This is a genomic window from Brenneria roseae subsp. roseae (assembly GCF_003115845.1).
GTDB classification, from domain to species: Bacteria; Pseudomonadota; Gammaproteobacteria; order Enterobacterales; family Enterobacteriaceae; genus Brenneria; species Brenneria roseae.
The window spans coordinates 280,968-306,690 of the sequence record NZ_KZ819026.1; the positions used below are offsets into that span (position 1 = coordinate 280,968).

25 protein-coding genes are annotated in these 25,723 nt (G+C 53.4%); 12 read left to right on the forward strand and 13 right to left on the reverse strand.

What is annotated here, in order from left to right:
• Positions 1 to 26: 26 nt before the first annotated feature.
• The gene (gene hemA, locus DDT52_RS09070) at positions 27 to 1,283 is read right to left on the reverse strand and encodes a glutamyl-tRNA reductase (RefSeq protein ID WP_136156050.1); all 1,257 of its coding nucleotides are present in this window, start codon (positions 1,281 to 1,283) and stop codon (positions 27 to 29) included.
• 231 nt (positions 1,284 to 1,514) lie between these two features.
• Between hemA and lolB the strand changes: the two genes are divergently transcribed.
• The 3 genes from lolB to prs all read left to right on the forward strand — a co-directional run bounded on the left by lolB (position 1,515) and on the right by prs (position 4,107).
• The gene (gene lolB / locus DDT52_RS09075) at positions 1,515 to 2,138 is read left to right on the forward strand and encodes a lipoprotein insertase outer membrane protein LolB (protein WP_136156051.1); all 624 of its coding nucleotides are present in this window, start codon (positions 1,515 to 1,517) and stop codon (positions 2,136 to 2,138) included.
• Positions 2,139 to 2,141: 3 nt separating this feature from the next.
• The gene (gene ispE, locus DDT52_RS09080) at positions 2,142 to 3,014 is read left to right on the forward strand and encodes a 4-(cytidine 5'-diphospho)-2-C-methyl-D-erythritol kinase (RefSeq protein ID WP_136156052.1); all 873 of its coding nucleotides are present in this window, start codon (positions 2,142 to 2,144) and stop codon (positions 3,012 to 3,014) included.
• A 145-nt stretch (positions 3,015 to 3,159) separates the two neighbouring features.
• Positions 3,160 to 4,107, forward strand: a complete 948-nt coding sequence (gene prs, locus DDT52_RS09085) for a ribose-phosphate diphosphokinase (RefSeq protein ID WP_136156053.1) — start codon at positions 3,160 to 3,162, stop codon at positions 4,105 to 4,107.
• Between the two features lie 208 nt (positions 4,108 to 4,315).
• Here the strand turns inward: prs and ychH are convergent, their stop codons facing one another.
• Positions 4,316 to 4,585, reverse strand: a complete 270-nt coding sequence (gene ychH / locus DDT52_RS09090; protein WP_136156054.1) for a stress-induced protein YchH — start codon at positions 4,583 to 4,585, stop codon at positions 4,316 to 4,318.
• Between the two features lie 285 nt (positions 4,586 to 4,870).
• Here ychH and pth point away from each other — a divergent pair, with 285 nt between their 5' ends.
• Complete coding sequence (pth, locus tag DDT52_RS09095) at positions 4,871 to 5,458, forward strand: aminoacyl-tRNA hydrolase (protein ID WP_136156055.1); 588 nt, start codon at positions 4,871 to 4,873, stop codon at positions 5,456 to 5,458.
• Between the two features lie 130 nt (positions 5,459 to 5,588).
• Positions 5,589 to 6,680: a redox-regulated ATPase YchF gene (ychF, locus tag DDT52_RS09100; RefSeq protein ID WP_136156056.1), complete on the forward strand. Its 1,092-nt coding sequence runs from the start codon at positions 5,589 to 5,591 to the stop codon at positions 6,678 to 6,680.
• Between the two features lie 139 nt (positions 6,681 to 6,819).
• On the opposite strand, the gene DDT52_RS09105 is transcribed toward ychF, so the two are convergent.
• The gene (locus tag DDT52_RS09105; protein ID WP_136156057.1) at positions 6,820 to 7,554 is read right to left on the reverse strand and encodes an AraC family transcriptional regulator; all 735 of its coding nucleotides are present in this window, start codon (positions 7,552 to 7,554) and stop codon (positions 6,820 to 6,822) included.
• Positions 7,555 to 7,651: 97 nt separating this feature from the next.
• On the opposite strand from DDT52_RS09105, the gene DDT52_RS09110 reads away from it, so the two are divergent.
• Positions 7,652 to 8,044, forward strand: a complete 393-nt coding sequence (locus tag DDT52_RS09110) for a nuclear transport factor 2-like protein (RefSeq protein WP_136156058.1) — start codon at positions 7,652 to 7,654, stop codon at positions 8,042 to 8,044.
• 82 nt (positions 8,045 to 8,126) lie between these two features.
• On the opposite strand, the gene DDT52_RS09115 is transcribed toward DDT52_RS09110, so the two are convergent.
• Complete coding sequence (locus DDT52_RS09115) at positions 8,127 to 8,708, reverse strand: hypothetical protein (RefSeq protein ID WP_136156059.1); 582 nt, start codon at positions 8,706 to 8,708, stop codon at positions 8,127 to 8,129.
• Between the two features lie 190 nt (positions 8,709 to 8,898).
• Here DDT52_RS09115 and DDT52_RS09120 point away from each other — a divergent pair, with 190 nt between their 5' ends.
• The 3 genes from DDT52_RS09120 to DDT52_RS09130 are packed head-to-tail and all read left to right on the forward strand — an operon-like array spanning position 8,899 to position 11,482.
• Positions 8,899 to 9,912, forward strand: coding sequence for an ABC transporter substrate-binding protein (locus DDT52_RS09120; RefSeq protein ID WP_136156060.1), 1,014 nt, complete (start codon positions 8,899 to 8,901; stop codon positions 9,910 to 9,912).
• A complete protein-coding gene (locus tag DDT52_RS09125) occupies positions 9,909 to 10,718 on the forward strand; it encodes an ABC transporter permease (RefSeq protein ID WP_136156061.1) in 810 nt (269 codons plus the stop codon). Before DDT52_RS09120 ends, DDT52_RS09125 begins: the two co-directional genes overlap by 4 nt.
• Entirely contained in the window at positions 10,718 to 11,482 is a 765-nt protein-coding gene (locus DDT52_RS09130; RefSeq protein WP_136156062.1) for an ABC transporter ATP-binding protein, read from the forward strand. The genes DDT52_RS09125 and DDT52_RS09130 overlap by 1 nt, the downstream gene beginning before the upstream one ends.
• 96 nt (positions 11,483 to 11,578) lie before the next feature.
• On the opposite strand, the gene DDT52_RS09135 is transcribed toward DDT52_RS09130, so the two are convergent.
• From DDT52_RS09135 to DDT52_RS09175, 9 genes are all read right to left on the reverse strand, one after another.
• Positions 11,579 to 12,667, reverse strand: coding sequence for an iron-containing alcohol dehydrogenase family protein (locus DDT52_RS09135; RefSeq protein WP_136156063.1), 1,089 nt, complete (start codon positions 12,665 to 12,667; stop codon positions 11,579 to 11,581).
• A gap of 41 nt (positions 12,668 to 12,708) precedes the next feature.
• On the reverse strand, positions 12,709 to 13,905 hold the full coding sequence (gene hisC, locus DDT52_RS09140) for a histidinol-phosphate transaminase (protein WP_136156064.1): 1,197 nt from the start codon (positions 13,903 to 13,905) through the stop codon (positions 12,709 to 12,711).
• Positions 13,906 to 14,001: 96 nt separating this feature from the next.
• On the reverse strand, positions 14,002 to 15,684 hold the full coding sequence (gene hutU / locus DDT52_RS09145) for a urocanate hydratase (RefSeq protein WP_136156065.1): 1,683 nt from the start codon (positions 15,682 to 15,684) through the stop codon (positions 14,002 to 14,004).
• A 14-nt stretch (positions 15,685 to 15,698) separates the two neighbouring features.
• Positions 15,699 to 17,252, reverse strand: a complete 1,554-nt coding sequence (gene hutH / locus DDT52_RS09150; RefSeq protein WP_136156066.1) for a histidine ammonia-lyase — start codon at positions 17,250 to 17,252, stop codon at positions 15,699 to 15,701.
• 156 nt (positions 17,253 to 17,408) lie between these two features.
• A complete protein-coding gene (locus DDT52_RS09155) occupies positions 17,409 to 18,194 on the reverse strand; it encodes an ABC transporter ATP-binding protein (protein WP_109054097.1) in 786 nt (261 codons plus the stop codon).
• The gene (locus DDT52_RS09160; RefSeq protein WP_136156067.1) at positions 18,191 to 19,063 is read right to left on the reverse strand and encodes an ABC transporter permease; all 873 of its coding nucleotides are present in this window, start codon (positions 19,061 to 19,063) and stop codon (positions 18,191 to 18,193) included. Before DDT52_RS09160 ends, DDT52_RS09155 begins: the two co-directional genes overlap by 4 nt.
• A 17-nt stretch (positions 19,064 to 19,080) precedes the next feature.
• Complete coding sequence (locus DDT52_RS09165) at positions 19,081 to 20,061, reverse strand: ABC transporter substrate-binding protein (RefSeq protein ID WP_136156068.1); 981 nt, start codon at positions 20,059 to 20,061, stop codon at positions 19,081 to 19,083.
• Between the two features lie 348 nt (positions 20,062 to 20,409).
• A complete protein-coding gene (locus DDT52_RS09170) occupies positions 20,410 to 21,036 on the reverse strand; it encodes a HutD/Ves family protein (RefSeq protein ID WP_136156069.1) in 627 nt (208 codons plus the stop codon).
• Complete coding sequence (locus DDT52_RS09175; RefSeq protein WP_136156070.1) at positions 21,033 to 22,403, reverse strand: formimidoylglutamate deiminase; 1,371 nt, start codon at positions 22,401 to 22,403, stop codon at positions 21,033 to 21,035. The genes DDT52_RS09170 and DDT52_RS09175 overlap by 4 nt, the downstream gene beginning before the upstream one ends.
• 280 nt (positions 22,404 to 22,683) lie before the next feature.
• Here DDT52_RS09175 and hutC point away from each other — a divergent pair, with 280 nt between their 5' ends.
• From hutC to hutG, 3 genes are all read left to right on the forward strand, one after another.
• Positions 22,684 to 23,484 carry a histidine utilization transcriptional repressor HutC gene (gene hutC, locus DDT52_RS09180; RefSeq protein WP_136156071.1) on the forward strand — a complete coding sequence of 267 codons (801 nt, stop codon included), beginning with the start codon at positions 22,684 to 22,686 and terminating at the stop codon, positions 23,482 to 23,484.
• 119 nt (positions 23,485 to 23,603) lie between these two features.
• Positions 23,604 to 24,863: an imidazolonepropionase gene (hutI, locus tag DDT52_RS09185; protein WP_136156072.1), complete on the forward strand. Its 1,260-nt coding sequence runs from the start codon at positions 23,604 to 23,606 to the stop codon at positions 24,861 to 24,863.
• Complete coding sequence (gene hutG / locus DDT52_RS09190) at positions 24,863 to 25,720, forward strand: N-formylglutamate deformylase (RefSeq protein ID WP_136156073.1); 858 nt, start codon at positions 24,863 to 24,865, stop codon at positions 25,718 to 25,720. Before hutI ends, hutG begins: the two co-directional genes overlap by 1 nt.
• The last annotated feature ends 3 nt before the right edge of the window (positions 25,721 to 25,723 follow it).

Sequence of the window (25,723 nt, forward strand, 5' to 3'; positions counted from 1 at the left end):
TTAAATCCTGTTAAGAGAGATGAATGCTAGTCCAGCCCAAGGCTGTCGCGTAAAATTTGTAAACGTTGCAGATCGCCATCACGAGCTGCCTGCTGAAGGGATTTGGTAGGTGCATGGATCAAACGATTGGTTAACCGGTGCGTCAGTTCCTGAATCACCGCTTCTACATCATTGCCCTGCTGAATGGCCGCCAGCGCTTTGGCGGTCATTTCCGCGCGCACTTCATCAGCCTGCGCCCGGTAATCACGGATAGTTTCCACTGCGGACTGCGATCGCAGCCAGGCCATAAAGTCGGAGCTTTCCTGCTGAACAATGGATTCAGCCTGAATGGCCGCCGCTTTACGCTGTGCAAGATTATGTTGAATGATGGCATGCAAATCATCAACGCTATAAAGATAGACGTTAGGCAACTTGCCAACTTCCGGTTCAATATCACGCGGAACCGCGATATCCACCATCAACATCGGCTGATTACGTCTGGCTTTTAGCGTCCTTTCCATCATTCCTTTTCCGATAATTGGCAACGTACTGGCTGTCGAACTGATGACAATATCCGCATGGGCAAGCTGTTCATCAAGCTCGGCCAGCGTGATGACTTCCGCACCGACTTCCATCGCCAGCGCCTGCGCGCGCTCTCGGGTACGGTTGGCAATGACCATGCGTTGAACCTGATGTTCACGCAGATGGCGGGCAACCAGTTCTATCGTTTCTCCCGCACCGACCAACAGCACGTTAACCTCGGTCAGAGATTCAAAAATCTGTCTCGCTAGAGTACAGGCGGCAAAAGCCACCGATACCGCGCTGGCTCCGATGTCGGTTTCAGTACGAACCCGTTTGGCCACGGTAAACGATTTCTGGAATAATCGCTCAAGTTCACCGGAAAGCGACTGTTCGCGCTGCGATTCGGCAAAGGCTTTCTTTACCTGTCCCAGAATCTGAGGTTCGCCCAGCACCAATGAATCCAGCCCGCTGGCGACTCTCATCAGATGGCTGACCGCGGCGTTATCCTGATGCCAGTAGAGGCTCTGGCGAACTTCATCCGGATCCAAATGATGGTATTGACACAGCCACTCAATTAATTGTTCAAGTTGGTTTTCCTGCTCTTCAACGCTCAGGTACAGTTCGGTACGGTTACACGTCGACAACAGCACTCCGCCTTGCACCAGCGGCTGCTGTAACAAGCTGTCGAGAGCCTTCCCCAGCGTATCTGGCGAGAAAACAACACGTTCCCGCAAAGAAACAGGAGCAGTTTTGTGATTAATACCAAGCGCAAGCAGGGTCATTGAACAATTCTTGAGTAATACCGGTGTTAGTATGGGTTTCGTCTGAAAGGCATTCTACTTGATGCGGGGAAGCAAGAAAAGCGACGGCGCGTGATGCGGCTCATATGAGGTATATACTCTATGGCAGGAATAACCTGCGTCGAGGTGAAATAACAAACGTTGACGCTGAGCGACAAGCCCGTTAGCGTGACACACCTGTGGTACATAATACGATTGATAGGATCAAGCGATATGCCAATAAATACCGTCCGTTGCCTGCGGCTGCTGCCGTTAGCCAGCCTATTACTGACCGCCTGTAGCCTCAATCAACCCACCGGACCGGGGAAAAGTCCGACCTCGCCAGAGTGGCAACAGCATCAGCAAAAGGTACAGCAATTGAGCCAATATCAGACGCGGGGTTCCTTTGCCTATCTTTCCGATAGTAAAAAACTATATGCGCGTTTTTTCTGGCAGGAATCGTCGGCACAGCGTTATCGCCTGCTGCTGACCAACCCGCTGGGCAGCACCGAGCTGGAACTACGCACTCAACCGGGTAGCGTACAGATTACGGATAATCAGGGAAAACGCTACGAGGGCAAGGATGCCGAATATATGGTGCAGCAGTTGACCGGCATGGCGATCCCCCTCAACAATTTGCGTCAGTGGATCATTGGTCTGCCGGGGGATGCGACCGACTTCTCGCTCGACGATCAGTTTCTGCTGAATAAACTGACCTATCGTCAGGGGAATCAAAGCTGGACCGTCAACTATCAGAGTTACAACCGGAAGATGATCCCGCCGCTGCCGGAAAGCCTCGAACTCGTTCAGGGAGAACAGCGGATCAAGTTAAAAATGGATAACTGGACGGTAAACTAAGCCATGCAGCCCAATTGCATTGAAAGGTGGCCTTCGCCCGCCAAGCTCAATCTGTTCCTTTATATTACCGGCCGCCGGACGGATGGTTATCACCTGCTGCAAACGTTGTTTCAGTTTCTGGATTATGGCGACACGCTGACCATTACGCGCCGTCAGGACGACAGCATTAATCTGCTCACACCGCTGAAAGATGTTGAAAATGAGCAAAATCTGATCGTTCGCGCCGCCCGACTTTTGCAACAGCACTGTTTAGGTCATGGCATTCATCCCGTCTGTTTCGGTGCGGATATCCATATTGATAAATGTCTGCCGATGGGCGGAGGACTGGGCGGCGGTTCTTCCAATGCCGCCACGGCGCTGGTTGCGCTGAATCATTTGTGGGAATGCGGATTGGATACGGATACACTGGCGACGCTGGGCTTGCAACTCGGTGCCGATGTTCCGGTGTTCGTTCGGGGCCATGCCGCATTTGCGCAAGGCGTCGGCGAAAAGCTGACGCCGGCATCCCCGCCGGAGAAGTGGTATCTGGTTGCCCATCCAGGGATCAGTATCGCCACCCCGCTTATTTTTGGCGATCCACAGCTAAAACGAGATTCTCCGGTGCGGTCTTTAGAAACGTTATTAAAACAGACCTTCGTCAATGATTGTGAAGCTATCGTAAGAAAACGTTTTCGTGAGGTTGAACAGCTACTTTCATGGCTGTTAGAATACGCTCCGGCGCGCCTGACCGGAACGGGAGCTTGTGTGTTTGCTGAATTCGACACCGAGTCCGAAGCCCGTCAGGTGCTTGACCAGGCCCCGGAATGGTTGAATGGGTTTGTCGCGCGAGGCGTTAATGTCTCTCCGTTGCAACGTACACTTTCCGGGCAACTTTAGGTTTTGATAATAGCGCTTTGCTGTTAAGTGTGTTTTATCAAACCTGATTCATACACCCGTATGCATATTGCGCCTGTTATTGCGCCCTGTTCCCAAAGGCAAGCAGGTACAATATTTCTCTGGACGCAAGCCTGAGGTTCTTCTCGTGCCTGATATGAAGCTTTTTGCTGGTAACGCCATCCCGGAACTAGCACAACGTATTGCCAACCGTTTGTACACCAGCCTTGGCGACGCCGCAGTCGGTCGTTTTAGCGATGGCGAAGTCAGCGTGCAAATCAATGAAAATGTACGCGGTGGTGATATTTTCATCATCCAGTCCACCTGCGCACCCACCAATGACAACCTGATGGAACTGGTTGTTATGGTTGATGCTCTGCGTCGCGCTTCCGCGGGACGCATCACCGCTGTTATTCCTTATTTTGGTTATGCTCGCCAGGATCGCCGGGTTCGTTCTGCCCGTGTGCCAATCACCGCCAAAGTGGTTGCCGATTTCCTGTCCAGCGTAGGTGTTGACCGCGTGTTAACGGTAGATCTGCACGCAGAACAGATTCAAGGCTTCTTTGACGTTCCAGTTGATAACGTTTTCGGTAGTCCTATCCTGCTGGAAGATATGCTGCAACAAAATCTGGAGAACCCTATCGTGGTTTCCCCGGATATTGGTGGCGTCGTCCGCGCCCGCGCCATTGCCAAGCTGCTCAATGATACCGATATGGCAATCATCGATAAGCGTCGTCCACGTGCCAACGTATCTCAGGTTATGCATATCATCGGCGACGTTGCCGGTCGTGACTGTATCCTGGTTGACGATATGATCGATACTGGCGGCACCCTGTGCAAAGCCGCGGAAGCATTGAAAGAGCGAGGTGCCAAACGCGTATTCGCCTACGCTACGCACCCGATTTTCTCAGGCAACGCGTATGACAACATTAAAACCTCCGTCATTGATGAAGTGATTGTGTGCGATACCATTCCGCTTACCGATCACATCAAATCGTTGCCAAATGTGCGTACGTTGACCCTGTCAGGTATGCTGGCCGAAGCGATTCGTCGCATCAGCAACGAAGAATCAATCTCCGCCATGTTTGAGCATTAATCGTTTTAAACCAACCTATTGGTTCCGACGATAAACAAAACCACCGGTAAAACGGTGGTTTTGTTATATATAAGGGAAATATAGCGAGAGTTATCCGCGCCAAATCGTCATGTCATAAAAAAGATGGAAAGCGGAAAGGTTTAAAAATAAAAAAAACCGCCACAGCAAGCGCTCTGGCAGCTTTCAAAATTCAGCTCAGATATGGGATTCAGGAATGGCGCTGACGGCGACAGCGTTTGTCAAAATGCTTGACCCACCAATAACGATCCGCCACCTCTTCACGTCCACTAATACGTGCGCCGACCAGCCAGAAAATAGCACCGGCAAAAATCCCTACCAGGTCGATATACGTCATATAACTGGGCATCTTGAATTCAGGAAACTGGCTGATAATGGAATAACCGATTCCGCCGACCATCAAGATCATACCTAACCCCATCAGGACATTACCCAATAGTGTTGCATTCTTACGTTTCATCTGTTACCTCCAGATAAACTCTGCGGATGAATAAGATTGCTACCCGGTCGCTCTTCTTGTCTTGGTGTAATTATAGACAATGAAGTGGTCGGATGATTGCGGGGAGGATCACAGATACAGGGATAAAGTAATATTTTTTTACGTTTAAACAAATAAATAAACAAAAAATCGAATAGTGGCCATAAGGTATACAATTTATACCCTTATGCTGGATATTTGGCGTTCAACCGCCCCTGTGTGTAAACTAGCGCCCTTCATGGATACTGTGTAATTTGGAATATTACCGTGAGTAGCATTAAATTAATCGTTGGGCTGGCGAATCCTGGTGCTGAATATGCTGCAACCCGCCATAACGCAGGTGCCTGGTACGTTGACCGTCTGGCCGACACCTATCGTCAACCGCTGAAAGAAGAGAGCAAATTCTTCGGTTATACATCACGTTTGACGCTGGCCGGGCATGACATTCGCCTGCTGGTTCCGACAACCTTTATGAATCTCAGTGGTAAATCTGTCGCGGCAATGGCGACGTTCTACCGTATTCAGCCGGATGAAATTCTGGTCGCCCATGATGAACTGGACTTATTACCAGGGATTGCCAAACTAAAACTGGGCGGCGGTCACGGCGGTCACAACGGTCTGAAAGACATCATCAGTAAGCTGGGCAATAATCCCAACTTTCATCGTTTGCGTATCGGTATCGGGCATCCAGGCGATAAAAGCAAGGTTACCGGCTTTGTATTGGGGAAACCGCCTGTCAGCGAACAGACGCTGATTGATGGCGCAATTGATGAAGCCATTCGCTGTACGGAGATCCTGTTGCAGGAAGATATGGTGAAAGCCATGAACCGGTTACACGCATTCAAAGCGGTATAATCCACCCGCCGATGCGGATGGCGGATCGAGATAAATCGTCATTCCGTGTATAATCTGCCGGAATATTTTCATTCTGACAGGCAATCAAAAGTAATTGTCTGATTAATAAGTTATTTAAGGTGATATAAACATGGGATTCAAATGCGGTATCGTCGGGCTGCCTAACGTCGGTAAATCCACTCTGTTCAATGCGTTGACCAAAGCCGGTATCGAAGCGGCCAACTTCCCGTTTTGTACCATTGAGCCGAATACCGGCGTGGTGCCAATGCCGGATCCGCGTCTGGATAAACTGGCTGAAATCGTCAAGCCACAGCGCATTCTCCCCACGACCATGGAGTTTGTTGATATCGCCGGTCTGGTAAAAGGCGCCTCTAAAGGTGAGGGTCTGGGTAACCAGTTCCTGACCAACATCCGTGAAACAGAAGCCATCGGCCACGTCGTGCGCTGTTTTGAAAACGACAACATTATCCATGTGAATAATAAAGTTGACCCGGTAGACGATATTGAAGTCATCAACACCGAGCTGGCGTTGTCCGATCTCGACACATGCGAACGTGCGATACATCGCGTACAGAAAAAAGCTAAAGGCGGCGATAAAGATGCCAAGGCTGAGCTGGCCGCGCTGGAAAAATGCCTGCCGCAGTTGGAAAATGCGGGAATGCTGCGTTCGCTGGATTTGACGGATGAAGACAAAGCCGCCATCCGCTACCTGAGCTTTCTGACGTTGAAACCAACGATGTATATCGCTAACGTTAACGAAGACGGTTTCGAAAATAATCCATACCTCGATAAAGTCCGTGAAATCGCGGCGAAAGAAGGCTCTGTCGTCGTAGCCGTGTGCGCGGCCGTAGAATCCGACATCGCTGAGCTGGACGATGCCGACCGTGCTGAATTTATGGCGGAACTGGGTCTGGAAGAACCGGGACTGAACCGCGTGATCCGCGCAGGCTACGAACTGCTGAACCTGCAAACCTACTTCACCGCGGGCGTGAAAGAGGTTCGCGCCTGGACCATCCCGGTTGGCGCCACCGCTCCGCAGGCGGCAGGCAAAATCCACACTGATTTTGAAAAAGGCTTTATCCGCGCGCAAACCATCTCCTACGAAGACTTCATCACCTATAAAGGTGAGCAAGGCGCTAAAGAAGCCGGGAAGATGCGTTCAGAAGGTAAAGAGTACATCGTAAAAGATGGCGACGTGATGAACTTCCTGTTCAACGTGTAAATTTGCTTCTGTTGTCTTATGAGATCCCATTAAAGGCTCACAACAACAGGAAAACCTTATAAAATCCACGCGCTGGCGTGGATTTTTTCAAACGACGCACATGATCTCATTTGAGCAGAATATTTGCATTAGGCGACAATTAGGCCATTGATTGAAATTGCCCTGGCGTCATCCCCATAAAACGCCTGAAAACGGCAATAAAGGAACTTACATTCTCATAACCTGATGATTGTGCTACCTGACCGACTGGCTCACCGCATAGCAAATGTTCAAGCGCCATAATTACCTTTGCTTTTTGCCTCCACTGACTAAATGTAAACCCCGTCTGCTGAATAAAAAGGCGGCTTAATGTTCTTACACTCAGCCCGGCTTGTTTCGCTAACGCCGCCTGGGTCAAATCACAAGTAGAGCCTGTTAATATTTTTTGCGCCACCTGTTTTGCCCTGCTGTCACCGGGAAGGATTAATTGCGACGGTGCGGTGTCAGCAAGTTGGATCTCATCAACCATAACCTGTAATAAGTGCTGCAAACGTTCCGGATTATTGTCGGTTGCCTCCATTTCGCTGATTTTTTTGAGCAACAGAAGTAAAAATGGGGATGCGGTTCGAATACAGGGTGAGGATGGGAGCACATCGCAGCATCCGGCACTGAAGTGCAGACTGGCGCCCTGTGCGTTAACCGGCATCCAGGCATAATGTGGCAAGTCCGGGGGAAACCATCCTACAGAGCCGGGAGTCAAAGCCCACTTCATTTGTTCAGTCTCAACCATGACCATACCGCGTGTGATCCAGTATATCTGCCCTGTCGGATGCCGGTGCCAGTGTGTGGTGTGCTTAGAAGGATGACGCAGTGGTTGTATACTTTCTATGATCATGGCCGATTTACCGCATTCATTGTCTTACTACGGTTAACTTACATTCCCAGTTTGGAGGTAATCTTCTTCATGTACAACCAATTATGAGGAAGACAGAATGGAAAACAACATCCAACGCGTTACCCGGGCGCTTGAAGCCGTTATTTCACGCCCCGATCATGATGAACAAACCATAAAATCCTTTTTCGCGTCGAATTATCACCAGACAGTTAATGGCATTGAGCTTGATTACGATAACTTTATCGCACATATGGCAAAGCTAAAGCAGATCACCGAATCCATGGAGCTAAAAATCCTGACTATCGCCCAGCAAGGAAATCAGGTTTTGACGCACCATCTGGTCAACGTCTCCAAAAAGAATGGCGAGCGTGCTCTTACAGAGGTCTTTGCCAGTTTTACATTGAAAAATGAACGCATCGTTATTTGTCATGAATTAACCCGGCTAATCAGTGGCACTGAAGAGGATAAGCTCTTGGGAAGCACTTACTGATTATCAAAGCAAAATATAAATGCGGCGACAGCTTCAGCAACCCGCCGCAATCTGACATTAAACGTCCTGTTTGTTAAACGCATTATTTTTTAAACGTCAGCAACGCTTTCCCGATCTCTGTAATCAACATATTCTGCTGATTGAGCACCTGCTGAAGGGCAGCCTCATCCTGCGCATTATCCAGCATATTAATCGCCTGAATTTCCAACACCCGGCCCTTGACCAGCATGGAACACAGCGAATGCATCACTTTATTGTTCAACACGCTCTGCAAACAGCGGAATTTGGTTGTTCCGTCAACCGGGACATCGCGTTTATCCGGGCGGATACGCTGGCGAAGCATCTCTTTTTCTGTGCTGATAATAACAAAGTCCAGATCGCTGTCGAGTGAAGCCTCCGGCACCTTCCCGTGCTTATCAATCGGCAAGGTATAAAGCGTCACCAGCGCCTTATTCCCGGTCTGGCTGTCAACATACTCCGATAACAGCGTGTGATTGAGTTCGTCAACCACGACATCGCGTTGCGTCATCGTCATTACCTTTGCAGGTAATGCAGTGGCCAGCTCTTGCGAGGTATAACCCGCGATCAGATCAGCATTACCGAATGCGGCCAAACTGCATAGCGGCAACGCCAACAATAGAGTACACATCCCTTTTTTTATCATACCGTTTCTCTCTTGATTTTTCGGTAGCCGGTTTTCGGCCGCCTTGTCTCCATAACGACAGGAAAAGATACCACTTTTTACACAATGGGTTGTTGATTCTCACCATTACGCGGATACTTATCCAGATAAAGCGGTACCTGAAAACTTGTATCATGTATGACTTTTTGTTACGACACCTGTGAGGAAAGATATGTCACTTTCGCTGAAGTTTAACCAACCGGTTTTTACCAGATTAAAGAGCAAGATTACGCTGGCCTGCTGCGCAGGGCTTTTAACCACCTCTGCAATGGCGGCGCCCGCCCCTGAACCCGGCGCCTTCAAAATGGGCATTCAACCGTGGTTAGGTTATGGTCAGTGGCACATTGCGCAGCATCATGATCTCTTCGCCAAACACGGGTTGGAGAAGGTTGATATCATCAACTTTGCCGAAGATAAAGACGTGAATGTCGCGCTGGCCAGCGGACAGATAGACGGCGCCAGCATTGCGACACACACCGCAATGGCAATGGTGTCTGCCGGTTTACCAATAAAAATCGTGCTGCTGCTGGATCAGAGCGAAAGCGCCGATGCCTTGCTGGTCAGCAAAGAAATCGCCAGCCTGACCGATTTGAAAGGCAAACCGGTTGCTTTTGAAGAAGGCGCCACCAGCGACATCTTATTGCACAGCGCGGTCACTTCCGCCGGGATGAATTGGAGTGATATCGTGCCGGTACCGATGCCGGCGGATTCTGCCGGCAGTGCGCTGATCGCCAAACGGGTCACCGCCGCCGTGACTTACGAACCTTACATTTCAGCTGCGAAAAAACAGGATCCATCGTTAAAGGTACTTTACAGCGGCTCCTCCGATCCGGGTCTGATCAGTGATGTTTTCGTGGTGCGCGATGCTGTTCTAAAAGAAAAACCCGGGCAGATTGCGGCACTGATCAAAAGCTGGGATGACGCCCTCACCCACTATCAGGCCAACACGACGGCTGACCGTGCGCTGATTGCCAAAGCCGTGGGCGCAACGCCAGCCGATCTGGATACCGCATTTGATGGCGTGAAATATTATTCACTGGCAGAAAACAAACAGGTTCTCAGCCACAGTTTTGCCGATCAAACCTTTACCCATGTGCTGCACGCCGCCACCGATGCCGGTCTTATTCCTAAACCGGTGACCGCGGCACAAGTTATTGACGCCAGTTTTGTGAACAGCCAGCCATGAAAGTTAGTCGTAAATCATTGAACCTGATGGTGATTGGCCGACTGCCTTCGCGCAAACTGTTTATCGCTATCAGCGTTGCATTATTTATGGTGCTGTTCCTGCTGTGGTGGCTGGCAACGCGTAACGGCGCGGTTCCCGCCATTTTTTTGCCCAAGCTCAGCGATGTATGGCTGAAGATGGTCAGTTTGGCGCAGGACGGCACCTTATGGAGCGATATCAAGAGCAGCCTTTACCGTATTAGCATTGCCTTTATGATCTCGTCGGCAATGGCGATCGTTATTGGCATGCTGGCCGGGTGTTACGGTTTCTTTAAAGCACTGACCGAGCCGTTGGTCGATTTCATCCGTTACATGCCCGTGGTGGCCTTCGTTCCGTTGACCATTCTGTGGACCGGTACGGATGATGTGCAAAAGTTTCTGATCATCTGGATAGGCACCTTCTTCCAGCAAGTCTTGATGGTGATTGACGCCGTGAAACGCGTCCCCGCGGACTTCGTCGGGTTGGGACGCACGCTGGGCATGCCGGATCGTAAAATTCTGTTCCGCATCGTCCTGCCGGGGGCGCTACCGGGCATCTGGGACGCTTTGCGCATCAGTCTCGGTTGGGCGTGGACCTGGCTGGTTCTGGCGGAGCTCGTCGCGTCGACATCTGGTTTAGGTTATCGCATTGTGGTTTCGCAGCGTTTCTTTGCCACCGACACCATTATCGGCTACATCCTGCTGCTGGGGGTTTTAGGGTTAATCAGCGATCAGCTGATGCGCGCGGCTGAGCGCGTGTTATTCCGCTACAACAAGAGGCGCGTCTGATGTCTGTTCTGACCATTTCCAACCTGAGCAAGCGCTTTCAGGTCGGCAAGCAGTCGCGCGAAGTGCTGCACGATATCAACCTGCAACTTGCCGACAACGAATTTGTGTCGATTGTCGGTACGTCTGGCTGTGGTAAAAGCACCCTGCTGTCAATCGCTGCCGGGCTGGAAGATTACGACAGCGGTGACGTACAGGTAGACGGAAAAACCATCCGCGGTGCCGGCATCGATCGGGGCGTGGTGTTTCAATCCTACACGCTGTTACCGTGGCTGACCGCTCGACAGAATATCGAGTTTGCATTGAACGCCGCCGGATACGGACGGGCAGAATGCCGAGAGAAAGCCGATCGGCATCTTGAACTGGTACAGTTAACGGCGTTTGCCGATGCCTGGCCGAGCGAGCTTTCCGGCGGTATGAAGCAGCGTGTGGCGATTGCCCGCGCCCTCTCTTACCGCCCCAAAATTCTGCTGATGGACGAGCCGTTTGGCGCACTCGATGCGATGACCCGCCACCAAATGCAGGAATTACTGACGGGGATATGGGAACAGCATCGTTTGACCGTCATGTTTGTTACTCATGACATTGAAGAAGCGGTCTATCTTTCCGACCGTATTGTGGTGATGGGACCCGGTACGATTCAGACAACGTTTGAGGTGCCGTTGCCGCGCCCACGTCATGAAGACCTGATCGCCAGCCCTGAGTTTTCTGACCTGCAACGACAGGTTCTGCATGCCATTCGCAACGGTCACGCCAATCGGCACTAGCCTGATAACCGAAGCGGGATATTTCGTCAGTCCTATTCAGGGAGAAAAACAGGATAACCCTGTTTTTCTCCCTGCTGCCTTGGCCGGCGGTTACCACTACAGCCCCGCGCGCTCCGCCATCCCTTCAACCCGATTAATCGCCGCGTACAGCGCCCCGGCACTCACCGGGAACGGCATATTCGACATATCCGGCGCATGGAGCGAAGCCTGTACGATACTGTCGAGTTCCTCAGCCGTCAGATCGGCAATTTCACGCAAACGTAGAGGTACGGCGCAGTCGTGAGCCAGTTGTATCGCCCCCATCAGCTCTTCATCTGAACGATTTTCCAGCGCCAGCAAACACAGATTACCGAAACCGACCAGCAACCCGTGACCAAACGCCCGGGTTTTGTCGCAAACCGTAAAACCTTCATAAATGGCGTGAGCGGCTGCCGCATGTGCGCCGCTGCTCATCAGCGACGTTAGTCCCGCAAACATGAAAATCGCATCAAGCACCTGCTCCAGTTCAGCACTCGACTTACCCTCCCGCACCGACTGACAGGCCGCGGGGCCATAGCTGTCGATCAGATCATAGCAAATCCGGCTATTGGCGCTGGAAGAACGTGCGACGCCACTTAACGAATGATGACGGCTGATGGCACGGAATTCATACCATTTTGCCAGCGTATCGCCCAACCCTGCCGCCAGCCAGCGCAGCGGCGCCGCGGCCAGGAGTGCGCTGTCGATAATCACGCCAGCCGGGGCTTGCGGCAGCGGATATAAATCGCGGAAATGACCGTCGTCGTGATAACGAATCGTCAGTGGCGTTACGGCTGCGCAAGTGGCGGCGATAGTCGGTATCGTGATCACCGGAGTACGGCTTGCCACACCAACCGCTTTGCAGGTATCGAGCGATTTACCGCCACCGGCGCCGATAATGACGTCGACATCATTGCGCTGTACGATCTTTGCCAGTCGCTCAATCTGCGTTTGACTACATTCCCCACCAAACCATTCCGTACCCACTAGCGTCACCGCATTGGTATCAAGCTGCTGGCGAACCTGATCCCCAATCGCCGCCAACGCCTGATGCCCGCCGATTAATAATGCGCGGGAACCCCACCGGGCGCAGATGGCGCCGAGTTGCGCAATGACACCGGGTCCGCGAAGGATCTGTGCTGGGAAAAGGATGTTCTGTGCCTGCATAACGGTCTCTCCGAATGTCTTACTCTGCGCTGGGCGGCGCATCATAAGGATGTTGTGTTGGTCTGTGGATGGTGGATTTCGATACTCGGTTCCGATGATTTCGCGGCATCCTCCCGCAGAATCTGACGCAGACAATCGATAAATCGCTGGTTATCGTTTTCGTTACCCACGGAGACCCTCACCCAATGTTCATAACCGGCTTCACGCCAGGGTTTGATAATCACGCCATAGGTGAGTAAACGCAGTGCCAGTCCATGACTCGAGCGCCCGCAGTCGAAAAACAGAAAGTTGGCAAATGAAGGCACTACCGTGAAACCAAGCTCACGCAGCGCGCCGATCATGTTCTCTCTTTGCTCTGCAATCAGCGCAATGCTGTCGGTAACATGCTGTTTGTCGTCCAGCGCCGCCACGGCGGCCGCCTGTGCCGCACGGTTGATATTAAATGGCGTGCGCACGCGATCGAGCTGATTGATCAGTTCGGCGTGACTCGCCAGCCCGTATCCTACGCGTAACCCGGCCAAACCATACGCCTTGGAAAAGGTTCTCAGCACAATCCACGGACGCGGCTGCGCCGCCAGCATACGCAGGCTGTCAGGATAATCAGCGCTTATTTTACCGAATTCGAAATAGGCCTCATCAATCACCAGCACGCTGTTTTTCGGCGCGGCATCAATAACCCGGGCGAATCCCTCTTTGTCGAGTATGCATCCCACCGGATTCGAGGGATTACTGAAAATCACCAGCTTTGCCGGAGTGGCAAGCGCCGCTTCCCACGCGGGAACATCAAATTGCTGACGGGCATCCACACCAACCAGCGTGACTTCCGCCCCCATCATGCGCGGAAAAATGTCGTGCAGGCCGAAGGACGGAAACAGCGTGACTGCGCGATCGCCGGGGTTGATAAATGCCAGCGCCAGCATGTGCAGGATATCTTCTGAGCCGTTGCCAATGATGATCCGGTCGCTGTCGATGCCGGTTTCGTCTGCCAACGCCATACGCAGCGCCGTACTGGAAGCATCGGAATAGATGGCGCTGTGCGCCGCGTCGGCCTGCAACGCGGCAACCACTTTAGGACTGGCGCCTAGCGGATTTTCATTACTCGCCAGCTTGGCGACATGATTCACGCGATACGCCTGTTTAACCGCTTCAGCAGAAAGCCCCGCGTTGTAGGTTCCCAAAGCACACAATTCGGGACGAATAAGCTGTTGTAAATCAATATGCTCCACATCAGAAGCCATCACGCTTCCTCCATAACACCGCGCGGCACCGACGCCGGCATAAACGCGGGCTCAGCATGCTGAGCCCGCAAGACAAAACTGCGGACGGGGTTTCAATCAGATCATGGGCAGATTCAGATTATTTTTCTCTGCACATTCAATTGCCTGCGAATAACCCGCATCGGCATGACGCATTACCCCGGTCGCGGGATCGTTCCACAATACTCGCGCCAGCCGCGCATCGGCAGCGTCAGAGCCATCGCAGACAATCACCATCCCCGCATGTTGTGAGAAGCCCATACCCACGCCGCCGCCATGATGCAGGCTGACCCAGGTGGCCCCGCCGGCGGTATTCAGCAAGGCGTTCAGCAATGGCCAATCGGACACGGCGTCAGAACCATCCTTCATCGCTTCCGTTTCGCGATTAGGCGACGCCACCGAGCCGGTATCAAGATGGTCGCGGCCAATCACGATCGGCGCTTTCAGTTCGCCATTACGCACCATTTCATTGAACGCCAAACCGGCAAGATGGCGTTCCCCCAGCCCCAGCCAGCAGATACGCGCAGGCAGGCCCTGAAATGCGATACGCTCGCGAGCCATATCCAGCCAGTTAATCAGATTGGCGTTATCCGGGAACAGCTCTTTGAGTTTGGCGTCGGTTTTATAGATATCCTGCGGATCGCCGGACAAGGCGACCCAGCGGAACGGTCCCTTGCCTTCGCAGAACAGCGGACGGATATAAGCGGGAACAAAGCCGGGAAAATCAAACGCATTTTCCACCCCTTCGTCTTTTGCCACCTGGCGAATGTTATTGCCGTAATCAACAGTGGGAATGCCCATCGCATGGAAGTCGAGCATCGCCTGAACGTGTTTCGCCATTGACGCCCGGGCGGCGCGAACCACCGTCTGAGGATCGGACTGTCGCAGTTCCAGCCATTTTTCGAGGCTCCAGCCTGCCGGCAAATAGCCGTTCAGCGGATCGTGCGCCGACGTTTGATCGGTAACAATATCCGGGCGGAGACCGCCTTCTTTCGCTCGCGCAACCAACCGCGGCATCAGTTCCGCCGCGTTACCTAACAAACCGACGGAAATGGCTTTGTTTTCAGCGCACGCCTTTTCGATCATGGTCAACGCTTCATCAATGCTGTCAGCCTTATAGTCGAGGTAACGGGTGCGGATACGGAAATCAATACGCGATTCCTGACATTCAATCGCCAGCACGCAGGCGCCGGCCAGCACACCGGCAAGCGGTTGCGCCCCGCCCATGCCTCCCAGACCGGCAGTAAGAATCCACTTGCCGCGCAAGTTGCTGTTGTAGTGCTGGCGACCCGCTTCGGCAAACGTTTCGTAGGTTCCCTGTACGATGCCCTGCGCACCGATATAAATCCACGATCCGGCCGTCATCTGTCCGTACATCATCAGACCGGCTTTGTCCAATTCATGGAAATGTTCCCAGTTGGCCCAGTGCGGCACCAGATTGGAATTGGCAATCAATACGCGCGGCGCATCGGTATGGGTGCGGAACACGCCGACCGGTTTACCGGATTGCACCAGCAAGGTTTCGTCTTCGCGCAGCTTGCGCAGGCTATCAAGAATGGCTTCAAAGGCCGGCCAGTTACGCGCCGCTTTACCAATCCCGCCGTAAACCACCAGATCTTCCGGGCGCTCGGCGACATCCGGATCAAGGTTGTTCTGGATCATGCGGTATGCCGCTTCAATCAGCCAGTTCCGGCAGCTTAATTCGCTGCCTTGTGGGGCGCGGATGACCCTGGCGGTGGTATTTTTTTGCGTTGAATTCATTGTCGGATCCCTTATCAATTAAAACTTGGTAATAACGCTTCAATGACCTGCGGCCAGCGCTCACGGCTGGCCCACAGACGCATGGCTTCCACATCGGGCGCCATCAGGCGATCTCGTTCCAGATAGGCCACGCTTTCGCGAATAATTTTCAGCTCATGCTCAATCATGGGTGAGCTCTGTAAAGGACGAATAAAATCAATCCCCTGTGCGGCAGCCATCGCTTCAATGCCCACCACGACGCTGGTGTTGAAACACATATCGCCAAGGCGGCGCGCCGCGTAGGTCGCCATTGAAACGTGGTCTTCCTGATTGGCGGAGGTGGGCAGGCTATCGACACTGCCGGGGTGCGCCAGTGATTTATTCTCCGAGGCCAGCGCGGCTGCCGTGACCTGCGCAATCATAAAACCCGAGTTGACGCCGCCGTCATTGACCAGGAATGGCGGCAAACCGGATAAACCGGAATCCAGCAACAGCGCTAAACGACGCTCAGAAATCGCGCCGATCTCGGCTACGGCCAACGCGATAATGTCCGCCGCAAACGCCACGGGTTCGGCATGGAAGTTACCGCCGGAAATAACGTCGCCGTTTTCGGCAAAGACCAGCGGGTTATCGGACGCGGCATTCGCCTCAATTTGTAAAACACGCGCGGCATGTTGCAGGTTGTCCAGACAGGCGCCCATCACTTGCGGCACGCACCGGATGGAATACGGGTCCTGGACGCGTCCGCAGTTTGCGTGAGAGGTGACAATGTCACTCCCTTCCAGCAGCGCAGATACCGCGGCGGCGACCGCGATCTGCCCTGCCTGCCCGCGCGCCTGATGAATACGCGGATCAAACGGTTTGACCGATCCTTTAATTGCCTCCAGCGACAGCGCCCCCGCCACCAAACCGGCGGAGAAGACGCGCTCGGCTTCAAACAACCCGGACAGCGCCAGCGACGTCGACACCTGCGTGCCGTTCAGCAATGCCAGACCCTCTTTTGGCCCCAGTTCAAACGGCGTCAGTCCGACGGTGGCCAACCCATCGACCGCCGACATGGTTTTGCCGCTGACGGTCACCTGACCTTCACCAATCAGCATCAGCGAAAGATGGGCCAGCGGCGCCAAATCGCCCGATGCGCCAACCGAGCCTTTCTCCGGTATGCACGGGTAGACATGGTGATTAAACAGGGTGATCAACGCATCAATGACGTCCATGCGGATACCAGAATGACCGCGCGACAGGCTTAACACCTTGGTTGCCATGATCAGGCGAACCACGTTGTCAGCCAGATAGCGGCCAACCCCGACACTGTGCGACAGCACCAGATTGCGTTGCAGTTCAGCCAGACGTTCTGCCGGAATACGGGTCTGCGCCAGTTTGCCAAAACCGGTGTTGATGCCGTATACCACCTTTCCTGATTCCACAATGCGCGTTACCGTTTCCTGAGATGCCAGCACGTCCGCCCGCGCGCTTTCCGCCAGTTCAATACGCGCCTTTTCGCATTGATAAATGGTGCGAAGCATTGCCAGATCGACCTTTCCCGGATGCAGGCGGCAAAGGGTGAAATCAGAGTGAGAAGAAGACATAATCTAATCCTGTATAGACAAGTAAATGCAGAAAGATTCCCGGCATCGTCTCTGCCTGCCGGGAACGGGTTCGTATTTATACCCTTTATCTTTCAAGTTGCAGGGGCGTTGGCTGCCGCATTCCTGTTCCTCAAAATGTATTTGGGCATATTTGAATCAATGTGCTTGCGTTTGCAGCGTCTCAACGCGAATTTCTTCCGTCACCCTTGCCTTTAAGGTCATAAATTCCGGCGAGGTTTTGAGACGATAATCACGCGGATAGGGAAATTCCACCCCCACTTCAGTTTTAATCCGTCCCGGTCTGGCGCTGAAAATCGCGACTTTATTGGCCATGAAAATTGCTTCATCAATGTCATGCGTGACAAACAACACCGTCTTGCGTGACGATTCCCAAATCGACAATAACAGCTCCTGCATCATGACCCGGGTCTGGTTATCCAATGCGCCAAAGGGTTCATCCATCAGCAAAATTTTCGGGTCATTGGCCAGCGCCCGCGCAATCGCAGTCCGTTGCTGCATGCCGCCGGAAAGCTGGCGGGGAAAATGGTGTTCAAAGCCACGCAGGCCGACCTTACTTATAAAATAGTCGCTACGCTCTTTTTGCGCCGCTTTACTGACGCCGCGTTCCTGTAAACCGAAACAAATATTTTGCTGTACCGTAAGCCAGGGAAACAGGGTGTAACTCTGGAATACCATGCCGCGATCGGCGCCCGGACCATCGACCAGACTGCCATCCAGCCACACTTCTCCATTGGTGGGTTGATCCAACCCCGCCACAATACGCAGCAGCGTGGATTTGCCGCAGCCGGAAGGACCCAGGATCGTAATGAAGTCGTTTTCATTAACCGTGTAATCCACCGGCAATAGCGCCTGCGTTTTCTCGCCTTTCGGACCGGTAAAAATCCGTTCAACCTGCCGGACACTCAGCTTGGGATAGTTCATTGCAGCGAACTCCAGACAAACAGGCGACGATTCGCCGCTTTGAACAAAACATCGGACAGTAGACCAATACAGCCGATGACGATAATGCCAAAGATGATCTGCCCGGTATTCAGCAGTGCCTGACTGTTGACAATCATGTGACCGATGCCGCTTGATGAACCGATTAACTCCGCGACAATCACGTAAGTCCAGGCCCAGCCGAGAACCAGCCGCAGCAGCTCCGCAATTTCCGGCGCCGCGCCGGGAATAATGACCCGCCGGACCACACTCCGGTTAGTGGCGCCCAGCGTATACGCCGCTTCGACCAAATCACGCCGCGCCGCGCCAACGGTGACCGCCACCATCAGGGCGATCTGAAAGAACGAACCGATGAAAATCACCAGCACTTTCTGCATCTCACCAATACCGGCCCATAGAATCAGCAGCGGCACAAAGGCGGACGCCGGCAGATAACGGCAGAACGAAACAAACGGCTCGAAAAAGGCTTCGATCAGTTTGTAAGACCCCATCAGAATCCCCAGCGGCACAGCGATAACCGATGCCAGCACGAACCCACCGAGCACACGCATGACTGTCATACCGATATCCGTCGAGAAATCGAAATCCGTAAACAGGAGCACGCCCTCTTCCAACATACTGGCCGGGCTGGCCAGAAATGTTGGCGATACCAGGCCGGTAAACGTCGCCAGTGCCCAGACGCCGAAGAAAAACAGAAAAAAGCAGAAACCGAGGAACCAACGCAGCCTTGATGCCACGGGCCGTAAGGGCACCATCATCGGGTTATGCCAAACCGGTTTGCTTGCCGGTAAGGGTTCCGGTTCTCTGGTGGTGACGTTCGAATCGATGGCCTGATCGACAGGACTGTTCATTTCTTGGTCCTTCATGGCTATTTCACATATTGCGCGTCATATAAGGTGTTTATATCCGGCGTGTTACGCAGAATTTTCAGCTCGGTCAGCAGTCGGGCGGCTTCATTGGTGAAGGTAACAATCTCCCCATCGAAAAATTGTTTATTCTCTTCACGGCCCTGCCAGCGCAGATAATTGGCTTTTTCAGCAAACTGCGGGCCGGTTTCTTTCACCGCGGCGCCCATGATCTCATAGGATTTTTCCGGCTCATTCTTGATCATGTCCAACGCGTCGAAATAGCTGTTGACCAGCGCCTGAGCCGCCTGCGGATTGTTGTCCAGCCAGTCTGGCGTACATCCCAGGGTATCCATCACCATCGGGTATTCCAGCGTTGTGGCGAGGATCTTTCCTTTGTCCGGATTTTGGCGAATGTTTGAAAGATAGGGTTCGTAAGTCACCGCCGCATCGTTCTGACCGGCAATAAACGCCTGAGCCGCCGCGCTGGAACTCAGGGTCGCCAGTTTGACGTCCTGCATGGTCATGCCGTTTTTACCCAGAAACCACGCCAGCAGGAAATAGGAAGAGGTGCCCGGCGCATCAACGCTGATGGTTTTGCCCTTCAGCTCGGCGAGACTATTAATATCGTTGCGTACCGCGATACCGTCTGCGCCGTAAGATTTATCCATCAGCGCAATCTGTTTAACCGCGACGCCGCTGGCGTTCCAGGAGAGATAGGTTTCGACCGTGGTGGCGGCGCATTGCAGCGAACCGGACGCAATCGCCAAATGACGCGACTGCTGTGGCACCATTTTCAGGGTGACATCGAGGCCATTCTTTTTGAAGATGCCCGCTTTATCGGCCAGCGTAAGCGGAGCGAACCCTGTCCAGCCAGAAATACCAATAGCCACCGGCGTATCCGCTGCCTGAACGGCATTCACGCCGATCCCGCTTAGCGCTATCGCCAGACTTATTGCAGATAACGAACGTTTCGATACAGCCCTGGAAATCATGTTGCTCATCTGTCTCTCCTGTAAAGGATCTGTCTCAGAGAAAGGGAATTTATCGTGAGGTCATCACCACTGTATAATCTTGTCTATACAAGTAAAGTTAAGCAAGACCTGTGCCAGATTTTCATGAAACCAACGCCGAAGCCATTTCGTCGCACGACGTCCGGATACGCCATACCCCTACAGGAATAAATTATTATGATATCAATAAGTTATTTAATGATACATTTGCGCATTCACCGGAATATCGGCAGTGAAAAGGCGTGTTCAATAGTCTGCTTACTGATTTATTGACTCGCAGTGGTGCGTCTATTGCACTTTTTTAGCGCACTCCCTCCTGTCCCTGTCGTTATTCGCCGGTTAAACGTTTATTGCTCCCCACAGAATCATTCCTGCGGTTCCCTGTATCTCGACGGGAAAACCGGTTTCCGTGTCCGCTTTAGATACAGCAATATCCGTGTCAGAAGCCTTGGTGTCTTTTGCCGCCCAATACACGCCCTCTCCCGCGTTAAGGACAGCTCCGCTTCCCACTTTCCATACGCCGCTCATCACATAAAGCACGCCGCCCAACGGCCCGGAAGCAATAAAGCTATCACCATGCGCCGTCACCGCCGCGCGACATACGTCACGGCGCGTCATGATGTTGAAATCGGTCGTTGCCCCATCAATCCGTCTCGCGCTCAGCGCCACATCGCCAGAAAAAGCAAATGGCTCTCCCGGATGAATCAGCGCGTGGTCAACGCGTTGCTCAGCAAATAAATGTTCAGAAAGCAAATGCACGCCGGCGCCGCTCAATAACGTGATGGATCGATCAATACCCGCGAAGACAGAAAACGGACCATCCTGAGCAATGGTGGCGATACTGACACGCCAGCTAAAATCCGCCGCGCCTGGCGGCCAACTGACGATCTCACGGGTTTCGCCGCCGCCGTTACGCCAGCGGCTTAGCGGCAGCGTATCGAAGGAAAACCGGTGTAGCTGGCTCATACCGTCTCCGACAGTTGGTTCAGCAAGTGCAGAAAATCCTCGGCGGCGGCCTGCTGTTGGGCGTGTTGACCATCAACGATGCGGGCAATCCCGCCGACGTAAACATCACGAATCTGCGCCGCGCTCCCCGCAAACAGCCAGCGATTGAGCATTTCGCTATCCTTTGCCGCCGCCAGATAGGGCGAGCGATTATCGAGTACCAGCCAATCGGCACGGCAACCTGCGCTCAATCGCCCGATGTTGACGCCGCAGGCCTGCGCGCCGCCTGCCGAGGCCTGGGTGTACAATACGTCGCCGATGGATTTCTGCCGTGGCGTGGTCAAACGGTTACGGCGCAAATCCCGCAGACGCTGTCCGTACTCGAACCAGCGCAGTTCTTCCACCACGTTGAGCGAAACATGGCTGTCGGAACCGATGCCCCAGCGCCCGGCTTGCGCCAGATAATCGACGCCGGGGAAAATGCCATCGCCAAGATTCGCCTCGGTAGTCGGGCATAACCCCACTACCGCGCCGCTGTCGGCCATACTCGTCAGTTCGCAGGCATCGGGGTGTGTCGCGTGGATCAGGCACCAGCGCGCATCAACATCCACATTGTCATACAGCCAGGTTATGGGCCGCTGGCCGCTCCAGCTCATGCAGTCGTTAACTTCCTTCTGCTGTTCGGCAATATGAATATGAACGGGGAGATGCGGATCCGAGGCGTGCAATACCTGTAGTATCTGCTCACGCGATACCGCTCGCAGAGAATGAAAACATAATCCCTGATTTTGCAGTAAGTTACCCTGCAACTGCCGCTGAATGATTTCCTGCTGAAGCAGGTAGCCGTCAGCATCCTGAATAAACCGTTTTTGACCGTCCTGCGCCGGTTGCGCACCGAATCCGGCATAACTGTACAGCACGGGAAGCATGGTCAATCCAATCCCGGCCTGCTGCGCCGCCTCGCTGATATGTGCCGTCATTTCGCCACGATTATCGTAAGGCCGACCATCAATATCATTATGCAGATAATGAAACTCGGCGACCTGTGTGTAGCCGCCCTTAAGCATTTCGATGTACAACTGTCGGGCGATGACGCCAACCTGTTCCGGCGTTAAACGCTGCACTATGCGGTACATCAGGTCGCGCCAGGTCCAGAAACTGTCCTGCGGATCGCCCGCCACTTCTGCCAGCCCGGCCATAACCCGCTGAAATGCATGTGAATGAAGATTAGGCATCCCAGGAACGATCGGTCCATTCAGCGGCACGCAGTCCTGCGAGTCGGCATGAGATGTAATGGCAGCGATCAGACCGTTGGCGTCAACATCCAACCGGACATCGTGGGCCCAGCCTTCGGTCAGTAAAGCGCGTGGAGCAAAATAAGCAGGCATAATAACGTTCCCTGAATCAGCAGTGAGCCTATTGGGCATAGGCGCAAAGAAACATAAGGCGATAGCGTAAAAATAATTGCGAAAAGATTAGCGATCTTGTCTATACATATACATATGCCTGATTGCGCTGTAAACTTGTCACCACCCTTTTTTTGAAATTTGATTTGCCATCATGGCCGATCTTTAACGTTGCAGGAAAAATGACCGCCGCTGGAAGCAAATACGTCAGCCGGCCATTTTCTCTGAAAACTCTGTGGATTTTTCAAGTGAGGTAAGAGCCATGCCGGAACCAACGCCGCTTGCTCAACATGGAATGACGCAACAGGATGTCTCGCAGCAAACCCTATCCGAATTGGCCGCCGCCATCAGTGACACGCCCGCGCCGATTTATCAGCGGGTCAAACAGGCGATTATCAGTCAAATTCGCGGCGGCAACTGGAAGCCTCATCAGCGTGTACCGTCTGAAAGCGAGTTGGTGAATGAGTTGGGGGTCAGCCGCATGACCATTAACCGCGCATTGCGCGAACTGACCAGCGAAGGCTTTTTGATTCGTATGCAGGGGGTCGGCACCTTTGTTGCCGAAGCAAAAGCCTATACGCCGATGCTCGAAGTCCACAATATTGCCGATGAAATCGCTCAGCGCGGCCATTGTCATAGCAGTAAGATTCTGATCTGCGAAGCCCGCCCGTCGGACGCAGAACAGGCCATGCAGTTGGGTATCGTGACCGGAGAGATCCTGTTTTATTCACAAATCGTTCACTATGAAGATGAAACTCCGGTGCAAGTCGAAGAGCGTTTTGTCAATCCGCGAACGGCTCCCGACTACCTGCAACAGGTGATGAATAATGAAGCGCCTTACACCTACCTGATGAAAATTGCCCCGCTCACCGCCGGCGAGCATCGGGTGGAGGCCATCAGCGCCAACGATACCCTGCGCGAATTGTTGCGCTTGAAAGAGCATGAGCCCTGTTTGCTGATTCATCGCCGCACCTGGAGTGGCAGCCATGTCGTGACGGTGGCGCGCCTGATTTACCCCGGCTCCCGTTATCAACTTTTTGGACGCTTTACCAGCCACGGCTGATTGCTTTGACACCACCGGCAATAAGAAAAAACTATCGTTAGCCGACTTGCTGCGCTACCCGTTATGCGTTAGGTTGACTTTAGTTGTCTATACAAGAAGAATTTAGCCCGGAGCCGCGCATGACGGTAATAAACACCTCTGGTTCACGCCCTTCCCATTCATCACCCTGCGACAGTCTGTGGCATGGCGCGACCTTGATCACCATGCAGGATGGCCGCTATACGCCGATTGAAGACGGCACGATCGCCGTCAAAGGCGGCCGCATTATCTGGCTGGGAAAAACACAGGATTGCCCGCCATTTTCCGCCACGGCAGAGCACCGGTTTGACGGCGGCATTATCACGCCCGGATTTATCGACTGTCATACCCATCTGGTGTTTGGCGGCGATCGCAGCAGTGAATTTGAACAACGTCTGAATGGCGTCAGCTATGCCGAAATTGCCGCTCAGGGCGGCGGGATCATCGCCACCGTCAATGCCACACGTCAGGCCAGCGAGCAACAGTTGCTGAAGCAGGCGCTGTTTCGCCTGCGCCCGCTGCTGGCGGAGGGGATCACCTGTATTGAGATCAAATCCGGTTATGGGCTGAGTATTGAAAGTGAATTAAAGATGCTGCGGGTTATCCGTCAGTTAGATGCCCTGCTGCCAGTAGACGTCAAATCGACCTGTCTGGCCGCGCATGCGTTGCCGCCGGAATTCAAAGACCGCGCCGATGACTACATCACCCTGATTTGTGATGTGCTGTTGCCCGTGGTCGCCAGAGAAAAGCTGGCCGATGCGGTAGACGCCTTCTGTGAACATCTGGCATTTTCACCGGCACAGGTTGAACGGGTATTTAATACTGCCGAAGCGCTCGGATTACCGGTCAAATTGCATGCTGAACAGCTGTCGTCGCTGCATGGCAGTGCGCTGGCGGCCAGACACGCCGCCCTGTCGGCCGATCATCTTGAATACGCCACCGACGAAGACGCGCAGGCCATGGCCGTCGGCGGCACCGTCGCGGTGCTGTTGCCCGGCGCCTATTATCTGTTGCGTGAAACACAGTGTCCGCCCATCGACAGTTTCCGCCGCCATCAGGTGCCCATGGCGCTGGCGAGCGATGCCAATCCCGGCACGTCTCCGGCTCTCTCCCTGCGCCTGATGTTGAACATGGCCTGCACCCTATTCCGCCTGACGCCTGAAGAAGCGCTGGCGGGCGTGACCTGCCATGCGGCAAAAGCGCTGGGGTTACAGGCATCGCACGGTACGCTGAAAACAGGCAACGTGGCTGATTTTATTCATTGGCCGCTGTCGCGTCCGGCAGAGCTGGTTTACTGGCTGGGCGGTCAGCTGCCCTGCACCGTGGTTTATCGTGGAGAACACCGAGGAGATATCCGTTAATGAGCCAGCCGACCACCGACACCATTGCCGATCCTTACTCTTTTATCAGCGGGAATGCGCCGCTGTTAGTCAGTATTCCCCATGCCGGCACCCGGCTTACCCCCGAGGTGGAGCGTGCGCTAAGCGACGATGCCCGACCGCTTTCCGATACCGACTGGCATATTCCGCGCTTGTACGATTTTGCGCGTTCGCTGGGCGCCAGTATCCTGGTCGGTCATTACTCGCGTTTTGTTATCGATTTAAACCGGCCTTCTGATGACAAGCCGCTCTACGCCACCGCCACCACGGGCCTGTTTCCGGATACGCTGTTTGATGGCCGACCAACGTTCAAAGCTGGCATGGCGCCGTCTGGCCCGCAACGCCAGCGCTATCTGGATGAGATTTGGCGACCCTACCACCAACAAATTCAGTCCGAACTGGCACGAATAAAGCAAACATTCGGTTATGCCTTATTATTTGACGCCCACTCGATTGCCTCAGTCATTCCGCGACTGTTCGACGGTACATTACCCGACCTGAATATTGGTACGAACAGCGGAGCAAGCTGCGCCGCTGAATTAAGCGATATCCTGACGACCTGCTGTGAACAACAATCTCAATTCAGCCATGTGCTTAACGGTCGGTTCAAAGGCGGGTATATCACCCGGGCCTACGGCCAGCCCGATCGGGATATCCACGCGGTCCAGTTAGAACTCGCCCAGAGTAACTATATGGATGAAAGCGCGACTTATCCGTACGTTGAGGCTAAAGCCTCTCAGCTACAGCTGCTGCTGAAACAAATGCTCGGCGGGATGCTGAACTGGGGACGCCACCGATACCCCAGCAAAGAATTAAGTATTTTTGATAAATCGCCATAAATT